Annotated in this window: 6 protein-coding genes and 1 riboswitch; of the genes, 2 read left to right on the top strand and 4 right to left on the bottom strand. The window is 70.9% G+C overall.

From position 1 onward, the window contains the following. Positions 1-19: 19 nt before the first annotated feature. Together ACFVTF_RS37260 and ACFVTF_RS37265 are read right to left on the bottom strand one after the other, a co-directional pair. Positions 20-292 carry a hypothetical protein gene (locus tag ACFVTF_RS37260; protein ID WP_363375417.1) on the bottom strand — a complete coding sequence of 91 codons (273 nt, stop codon included), beginning with the start codon at positions 290-292 and terminating at the stop codon, positions 20-22. Between the two features lie 95 nt (positions 293-387). Next, the gene (locus ACFVTF_RS37265; protein WP_387818590.1) at positions 388-2037 is read right to left on the bottom strand and encodes an NRAMP family divalent metal transporter; all 1650 of its coding nucleotides are present in this window, start codon (positions 2035-2037) and stop codon (positions 388-390) included. Positions 2038-2365: 328 nt separating this feature from the next. Next, positions 2366-2543, bottom strand: a riboswitch (M-box (ykoK) riboswitch). Between the two features lie 212 nt (positions 2544-2755). On the opposite strand from ACFVTF_RS37265, the gene ACFVTF_RS37270 reads away from it, so the two are divergent. Next, a complete protein-coding gene (locus ACFVTF_RS37270; RefSeq protein WP_387818592.1) occupies positions 2756-4072 on the top strand; it encodes a YhgE/Pip domain-containing protein in 1317 nt (438 codons plus the stop codon). A 35-nt stretch (positions 4073-4107) separates the two neighbouring features. Here the strand turns inward: ACFVTF_RS37270 and ACFVTF_RS37275 are convergent, their stop codons facing one another. Continuing rightward, positions 4108-6375, bottom strand: a complete 2268-nt coding sequence (locus ACFVTF_RS37275) for an FdhF/YdeP family oxidoreductase (RefSeq protein ID WP_387818596.1) — start codon at positions 6373-6375, stop codon at positions 4108-4110. Positions 6376-6452: 77 nt separating this feature from the next. Continuing rightward, entirely contained in the window at positions 6453-6923 is a 471-nt protein-coding gene (locus ACFVTF_RS37280) for a GreA/GreB family elongation factor (RefSeq protein ID WP_387818594.1), read from the bottom strand. Positions 6924-7220: 297 nt separating this feature from the next. Here ACFVTF_RS37280 and ACFVTF_RS37285 point away from each other — a divergent pair, with 297 nt between their 5' ends. Then, a complete protein-coding gene (locus tag ACFVTF_RS37285; protein WP_063349745.1) occupies positions 7221-8663 on the top strand; it encodes a glyceraldehyde-3-phosphate dehydrogenase in 1443 nt (480 codons plus the stop codon). Positions 8664-8728 lie beyond the last annotated feature (65 nt).

Below are 8728 nucleotides of genomic sequence, written 5' to 3' on the forward strand. Positions count from 1 at the left end.
TGGTGCGGTCGGCGGGGCGTCAGCCGTGCGGCCGGTGGCGGGCGGCGGCGCGGCTGAGGCGGCGCGCGGCGGCCGGCGGGAGGTCCGCGAAGTCGGCGAGCCAGTCCGGGCGGTGGCCCTGGCGGGCCAGCAGGTAGGCCAGGTGCACGCGCGGCTCGTACGCGGAGGCCCGGGTGTTGGGCGTGCCGGAGTGCGGGCAGGCGCCGGGGTCGTCGAGGCGGTAGTCCCTCTCGACGCCGTCGTGCAGGGCGAGGCGGACGCGCGGGCAGTGGTGGTGAAGGGCGGTGCGCATGGCCGTACTTCCTTCCTTCCCCGGGTGCGGGGCGGTCGAGGTTTCCGGGTCGGGGCCGGGGCGGCGGTACGGTCGGGCGCCGCCCCGGCGGCGGCTCAGTGGGCGAGCGCGGTCTGGACGATCTTGATGATGACCATCACCATCGCGACCAGCAGGTAGGCGCGCAGGGCGCCCATGCCGACCTTGCGGGCGGTGGACATGACCGGCTTGCCGAGGGTGTCCAGCGGGGGCATCCGCCACTCCTCGCGGCCGGTGCGGTCGATCGGGTCCTCCTTGGTGGCGGTGCGGCCGAAGGTGAAGAAGTACCCGGCGACCAGGACGCCGGCCACGCCGCAGCCGGCCATGATCCACAGGATCGCCTGCGAGCTGATGTCCGGCCAGACCACGGCGGCGGTCAGGATCAGCGACAGCATCACCAGGACCCCGACCACGGCGGAGGTGAAGGCGTTGGTCTTGGGCCCGTTGACCCACGGCCCCAGCACGGCCTTGTCGTTGCAGAGCAGCAGCAGGAACACCGTCGCCGAGGGCAGCAGCACACCGGCCAGCACCTGGACGAACTGCGTCATCAGGCCCTGGGTGTAGTCGGTGGACAGCAGCGTGATCGCGGCCGCCGCGACCACCAGGCCGGCGTAGATCGCGTAGAAGCCCTTGGCGCCCTTGACGCCCCGGTGCAGCGAGTGCTTGATGCCGAACACGTCGCCGATGGCGTAGGCGGTGGACAGCGACACCGCGAAGGCGCCGATGATCGAGGCGTCCAGCAGCGCGATGGCGAACAGCACGCCCACCACGTGTCCGGCCTTGTCCTCAAGGCCCTTGGCGACGGCGCCCGCGTCGGAGAACTGGCCGAAGCCGTCGGTGCCGGCGAAGGCCGCGGCGGTGAAGCCCATCATCGCGGCGGCGCCGATGATGACGATGGCGATCCCGATCCACAGGTCGACCTTCTCGTACTTCATGAAACGCGGCGTGATCCGCTTGTCGATGACGTACGACTGCTGGAAGAACAGCTGCCACGGGGCCACCGTGGTGCCCACGATGGAGACGATCACCAGCATCACGGCCGCCAGCTGGCCCGAGCCGCCCGGCATGCTCGGCACCACGAAGTCGTGCGCCATCTGCGAGGTCTTGGGGTGGACCATGAAGTAGATCGGCACCAGCAGCAGCGAGCCCACGCACAGCGTGACCGCGACGCGCTCGAAGCGCTGGAACGAGCCGGTGAACGCCGAGGCGATGATGATCACCGCGGCCAGCACCACCGAGGCGACCTTCGGCAGCCCGAGGTACCCGGCGGCCAGGGTGACGCCGATGAACTCGGTGACCAGCGTCAGCGCGTTCAGCAGGAACAGGTCGATGACGCTGAACGCGCCCCAGAACTTGCCGAAGCGCTCCAGGATCAGCCGGGCGTGGCCGACACCGGTGACGGCGCCCAGGCGCAGCACCATCTCCTGGTTCACGTACAGCACCGGGACGAGCATCAGCAGCGTCCACAGCAGCTGGGTGCCGTAGTTCTGCCCCGCCTGTCCGTAGGTGGAGAAGGCGCCCGCGTCGTTGTCGCCGACCATCACGATCAGGCCGGGGCCCACGATGGCGAGCAGGGTCTTGAGTCTTGCGGACAGGCCGTGGCGTGGTGTGGTGTCGTCGAGCCGGATGGTGCCGAGCGCACCCTTGATGTCGCCGACGTGGGCGTCGTCCAGTACCGCTGAACGCGGGGCGGGGACCTTGGAGTTGAGCGTGGCGTTGGTGGTCATGACGATCCTCCCGTGGGCCCCGGGGCAGGCGGGGCGATCGGGGGCGCACGGCGGCGATCCCCCTGCGGACGGGCGCGGCGCATCGCCACCCGGTGGTGCGGGCCCGTTCGGGCACGGCGAAGCCGGGTGGTCGAGGTGATGAACCGTCAGAGATGTTCGCAGGGAGGGTCGTTACCGCGTGCCGGGAGTGTGCGAGGACAAGCGGGGGTAGGGGCAACTGTGGCCCGGACTACTGCAATCCATGTCTCTCGCCTCCTCCCGGTCGACGCACCCCGTGGTGCGTGTGATCGACGCGGCAAGGAGTTCGCCGGCGCGCGAAGCGACCGCCGGCTCACCCCAACTCGTCAGAGCTTTGGCACTCCACGGCGTGTCCAGCCCGGTCGGGCCGGAAGCCACTTCGGATCAACCCTTAGGTCGGGAAGATCTGTCCTAACCCTGGGCGTCTCTCGACGTCGTCGGATCAGTGGCCTGTGTCCGTGAAGAAGCCTCACCGAACGAGGTGCCTTCTTCAAACCTCCAGAAGCATAGACCGCGCGGAGGCCGATACTTGCGTACTTGGTAGAACCTTTACCTTCTGTCTCCGGTCGTCCCGGCCGAGGCGAGCCGGGGTACGGCGGGGCGGATCGGGTGACGTGGGGTTTTGCCGCCGGGCCGCCACGGAACGACTTCCCACCGCATCGGCAGCAGCACCAGGTTGCGCCCGAATCCGAGGGGTGGCATGGCGTCCGCAGGCTCCCAGGACGGTCCCCGGCAGGCGCGGGCCCTCGTGCTCGCCCGCCACGCGAAGCTGTGGCTCGTTCCGAGCATTTTGTGCGGCCTGCTGGCCGTGGTGCTCTCGCTGCTCTACATGGGCGGCATCCTCAATCCGAAAGGGCACCTGCACCGGCTCCCGATCGCCCTGGTGAACGCGGATCAGGGCCCGCCGCCGCCGGGCCGGACGGAGACCCTGGGCGCGCGGCTCAGCCGGGAGATCGTCGCCGGGACGCCCGGCAGCACCGTCGACTGGCGCCAGGTCGACCAGGCCGAGGCGATGGACCAGCTCTCCACCGGGAAGGTCTACGGCGCGCTGCTCGTCCCGCAGGCGTTCACCGCCGACGTGGCGGCACTGACCACCGGCCGGGCCACCGAACGGCCCACCCTGACGGTGCTGACCAACCCCGGCCTCGGCAGCCTCGGCTCCTCACTGGCCTCCCAGATCACCCAGTCCGCCGCCCACCAGGCCTCGCTGGCACTCGGCAAGGAGCTGACCGCCGCCGTGCCGCCCACCGCCTCCGGTCCCGGGTCCGGTTCGGGCACGGGCACCAGCGCCACCGCGCGGCTGCTGCTCGCCGACCCGCTCGCCGTCACCACCCGGGTCGGCCACCCGATCGGCACCCACAGCGGGCTCGGCCTGAGCGCCTTCTACTACACCCTGCTGGCCGTGCTGACCGGCTTCATCGGCGGCAACATCATCCACAACGGCGTCGACACCGCGCTCGGCTACAGCGACAGCGAGCTCGGCCCCTGGCACACCCGGCGCCCGACCGTCCCGATCACCCGCACCCAGACCCTGTTGCTGAAGATGGTCATGACGGCCGGCATCATGCTGCTCACCACCACCCTGGTGATGCTCTGCTCGGTCACCGTGCTCGGCATGGACGCCCCGCACCAGGGGCTGCTCTGGGTCTTCGCCTACTGCGCCAGCCTCGCCGTCGGCCTCGGGGTGCAGGCGATCAACGCGGCGTTCGGCGGGATCGGGCAGCTGGTGTCCATGTTCGTCTTCATCGCGCTGGCGCTGCCCTCCTCGGGGGCGACCATCCCGCTCCAGGCGGTGCCCGGCTTCTACCGCTTCCTCAGCCTCTTCGAGCCGATGCGCCAGCTCAGCGACGGCATCCGGGCGATCCTGTTCTTCGACGCCCGGGCGGACGCGGGCCTGGCCCGGGGCTGGACCATGATCGCGGTCGGCGTGCTGCTCGCCCTGGCCTTCGGCTTCGGGATGACCCGGTACTACGACCGCAAGGGCCTGCACCGCTGGACGCCGCAGCCGTCGGAGTAGGCGTAGGCGTTCGGAGCGGGCGCCGTCCCCGGCTCCTACGCCTTGGTGACGGTGACCTTGAGGTGCTTCATGATCGGCTGGTCGCTCTGGGTGCTGTGGTCGCCGATCGCGCACAGCACGTTCATCTCGGGCATGTAGCCCGCCGCGCAGCCGCGCGGGATGTCGTACGGGATCGCGAGGTAGCCGTTCAGGGTGCGGGTGCTGCCGTCCTTCGCGGTGCTGGTGATGTCGACCGGGTCGAGCTCGGCGATGCCGCGCTCGCGCATGTCGTCGGCGTTCAGGAAGACCAGCGTGCGCAGGTTCCGCACGCCCCGGTAGCGGTCGTTGTCGGAGTAGATCGTGGTGTTCCACTGGTCGTGGGAGCGCATGGTGCCCAGCGCCAGGGTGCCCGGGGCGGGGACGACGTCGGGCAGCGGGGCGGTGGAGAACTCGGCCCGCCCGGAGGGGGTGAGGAAGACCAGCTCGCGGGCCGGCTGCTTGATCCGGAACCCGAGGGGCAGCCGCACCCGGCGGTTGAAGTCCTCGAAGCCGTCCAGGGCCCGGGACATGGTGTCGCGGATGCGGTCGTAGTCCTCGACGTACCACTCCCACGGTGTCCCGCTGTCCGGCAGCGCCGCGCGGGCCATCCCGGCGACGATGGCGGGCTCGGACAGCAGGTGCGGGGAGGCCGGGCGCTTCATGCCGACGGACAGGTGCACCATGCTCATCGAGTCCTCGACCGAGGTGCTCTGCACCCCGCCGCGCTGGTGGTCCTTCTCGGTGCGGCCCAGGCACGGCAGGATCAGCGCCCGGCGGCCGTGCACCAGGTGGCTGCGGTTCAGCTTGGTGCTCACCTGGACGGTCAACTCGCAGCCGCGCAAAGCCTCGTGGGTGTAGGGCGTGTCGGGCGCGGCGAGCGCGAAGTTGCCGCCCATGGCGACGAAGACCGTCACCTCGCCGCGCCGCATCGCCTCGATGGCGGAGACGGTGTCCAGGCCGTGCGCGCGCGGCGGGTCGATCCCGCAGGCCTCGGCGAGGCGGTCCAGGAACTCGGGTGAGGGGCGGTGGTCGATGCCGCAGGTGCGGTTGCCCTGGACGTTGCTGTGCCCGCGCACCGGCGACGGGCCGGCGCCCTCGCGGCCCAGGTTGCCGCGCAGCAGCAGGAGGTTGACGATCTCCCGCACGGTGTCCACGCCGTGCTCGTGCTGGGTGACGCCCAGGCACCAGCTGACGATGGAGCGGTCGGCGTCGCGGTAGACCCGGGCGGCCTTGAGGACCTCGGCCCGGTCGAGCCCGCTCTGCCGCTCGATCTCCTCCCAGGGGGTGTCCCCGCACAGCGCGCGGTAGGCCTCGAACCCGGTGGTGTGGCGCTCGATGAACTGCCGGTCCAGGGCCCGGGGGTCGGACATGGCCTGCTCCAGGATCGCCTTGGCCATGCCGCGCACCAGTGCCATGTCGCCGCCGATGCGCGGCTGGAGGTTCAGCGTGCTGGTCTTCGTGGACTTGAACAGCGCCATGTCCACGAACTCGTGCGGGACGATGGTGCGGGTCGCGGCCGCCTCGATCAGCGGGTTGATGTGCACGATCTGCGCGCCGCGGCGGTGCGCGTCGGCGAGGGCGGTGAGCATCCGGGGCGCGTTGGAGGCCGCGTTGACGCCCATGATGAACAGCGCGTCGGTGACCTCCCAGTCCTTGAGGTCGACCGTGCCCTTCCCGGTGCCCAGCGAGGCCTGGAGGGCGCGTCCGCTGGCCTCGTGGCACATGTTGGAGCAGTCCGGCAGGTTGTTGGTGCCCAGTTCGCGGGCCATCAGCTGGTAGAGGAAGGTGGCCTCGTTGCCGAGCCGGCCGGAGGTGTAGAAGGCGGCCCGGTTCGGGTCGTCCAGCTCGCGCAGGGTGCGGCCGACCAGCTCGAAGGCGTCCTTCCAGCTGATCGGGACGTAGTGGTCCGAGCCGGCGTCGTACACCATCGGCTCGGTGAGGCGGCCCTGGTCCTCCAGCGCGAAGTCGCTCCACCCGGACAGCTCGGTCACCGAGTGGGCGGCGAAGAACTCGCGGCCGACCCGCTTGCAGGTCATCTCCCAGGTGACGTGCTTGATGCCGTTCTCGCAGATGTCCAGGTGCAGGCCCTTGGTGTCGTCCGGCCAGGCACACCCCGGGCAGTCGAAGCCGCCGCTCTCGTGGTTCATCCGCATGATCGCCCGGGGCCCGTCCACGTACGCGCCCTCCTTCACCAGGAAGCGCGTCACGCTCTTCGCGGCACCCCAGCCGGCGGCCGGGTGGTGGTACGGCGCGAACTGCGGCGGCCCGACGGGGTCGGGGCCCACGGCCGGCTCGTCCCGGGCGGGGTTCTGCCGGGCCGGGCTCTGCTGGGCCGGGCTCTGCTGGGGGTCCTCGGGGGAGCTCACGAAGCCCGCCGTTCGCCGACCGACAGCACGACCGCGCTCGCCGCGCCGTTCGGCGCCTCGTAGTTCACGGTCTCCCCGGCGTGCCGCCCGAGCAGCGCCCGCCCGAGCGGGCTGTCGGCGGTCACCAGGGTCTCCTCCCGCACCTCGGCGAGCTCCGCCACCTCGACGGTCTCCTCCACCCCGTCCGCGAACCGCACGGTGACGGTGGAGCCCACCCCCACCACCTCCGTGGACGGCGGCCCGGCGGCGGCCCCCTCGCGGACCCGGGCCTCCAGCACGGCGATCCGCTCGTCCAGCCGGGCGACGTCGTCGGCCCGCTGCAACTCGTCCGCCGCGTCCGCCCGGTCGCCGACGTCCTCCCCGCGCAGCGTCCCCACCACTTTCGCCCGCTCGCCGCGCAGCTCGGCCAACTCCTCCTGCACGGCGCGCAGCGCCTCGGCACTGATGGGCTCGGGACCGTCTGTCATGGCTGCTCCCGGGTCGTTCGCGGAACGCTCAAGCACGGGTCGCTTCCATTACCCCACCACCCCGCACCCCCGGCAAATCCGCCACGGCCGGGGCCTCCGCGCCCGGCCCCGGGGGTGGCGGTGATCACCTTCGCGATGGGCGGGCGGCGGGGCGGTGGGCCCCGGTCGGGACGAAGCCGCAGGTCCGGGCGGTGCGGGCGGGGCGCGGTCGGGCGGGCGGGGGGAGGGACCGGCCGAAGGGGCGGGGGCGGGCGAAGCTACCATGTGCGCAACACCCTCAGCTCGAAAGATGGACTTGTGACTGTCAACGACGACGTGTTCACGGACTGGAAGAACCGCGAGGAGATCGCGGAGTCGATGATCCCGATCATCGGGCGACTGCACCGCGAGCGGGACGTGACCGTCCTGCTGCACAGCAGGTCCCTGGTGAACAAGTCGGTGGTCAGCATCCTGAAGACGCACCGCTTCGCCCGCCAGATAGCCGGCGCCGAGCTCTCGGTCACCGAGACGATGCCCTTCCTGAGCGCGCTGACCACCCTGGACCTCGGCCCCTCGCAGATCGACATCGGCATGCTCGCCGCGACCTACCGGGCCGACGACCACGGCCTGTCGGTCGAGGAGTTCACCGCCCAGGCCGTCTCCGGCGCCACCGGCGAGAACAAGCTGGAGCGCCGCGACGCCCGCGACGTCGTCCTCTACGGCTTCGGCCGGATCGGCCGCCTGGTCGCCCGCCTGCTGATCGAGAAGGCCTCCGGCAACGGCCTGCGCCTGAAGGCCATCGTCGTGCGCGACAGCGGCGGCGACGACCTGGTCAAGCGCGCCTCGCTGCTGCGTCGGGACTCGATCCACGGCCAGTTCCAGGGCACGATCACCGTCGACGAGGCGAACAACAAGATCATCGCCAACGGCAACGAGATCACCGTGATCTACTCCGACGACCCGACCAAGGTCGACTACACGGAGTACGGGATCAAGGACGCCATCCTGATCGACAACACCGGCCGCTGGCGCGACCGGGAGGGCCTGTCCAAGCACCTGCGCCCCGGCATCGCCAAGGTCGTGCTGACCGCGCCGGGCAAGGGCGACGTCCCGAACATCGTCCACGGCGTCAACCACGACACGATCAAGCCCGACGAGCAGATCCTGTCCTGCGCCTCCTGCACCACCAACGCCATCGTCCCGCCGCTGAAGGCGATGGACGACGAGTACGGCGTGCTGCGCGGGCACGTGGAGACCGTCCACTCGTTCACCAACGACCAGAACCTGCTGGACAACTACCACAAGGCCGACCGTCGCGGCCGCTCGGCACCGCTCAACATGGTGATCACCGAGACCGGCGCCGCCTCGGCCGTCGCCAAGGCCCTGCCGGACCTCCAGGCGAAGATCACCGGCAGCTCGATCCGCGTCCCCGTGCCGGACGTCTCGATCGCCATCCTCAACCTCCAGCTGGCCCGCGAGACCAACCGCGAGGAGGTCCTCGACTACCTGCGCAACGTCTCGCTGACCTCGCCGCTGAAGCGCCAGATCGACTTCACCGACTCCCCCGACGCGGTCTCCAGCGACTTCATCGGCTCGCGCCACGCCTCGATCGTCGACGCCGGCGCCACCAAGGTCGAGGGCGACAACGCGATCCTCTACCTGTGGTACGACAACGAGTTCGGCTACTCCTGCCAGGTCATCCGGGTCGTCCAGTACGTCTCGGGCGTCGAGTTCCCGACCTACCCGGCCCCGGCGGTCTGATCCTCCGGCAGTTCAGGTAGTTCCGGCAGTTCCGGCGGCGGGGCGGCGACCAGTACGGTCGCCGC

Source organism: Kitasatospora sp. NPDC057940 (assembly GCF_042887425.1).
In the GTDB taxonomy this organism is placed as follows: domain Bacteria; phylum Actinomycetota; class Actinomycetes; order Streptomycetales; family Streptomycetaceae; genus Kitasatospora.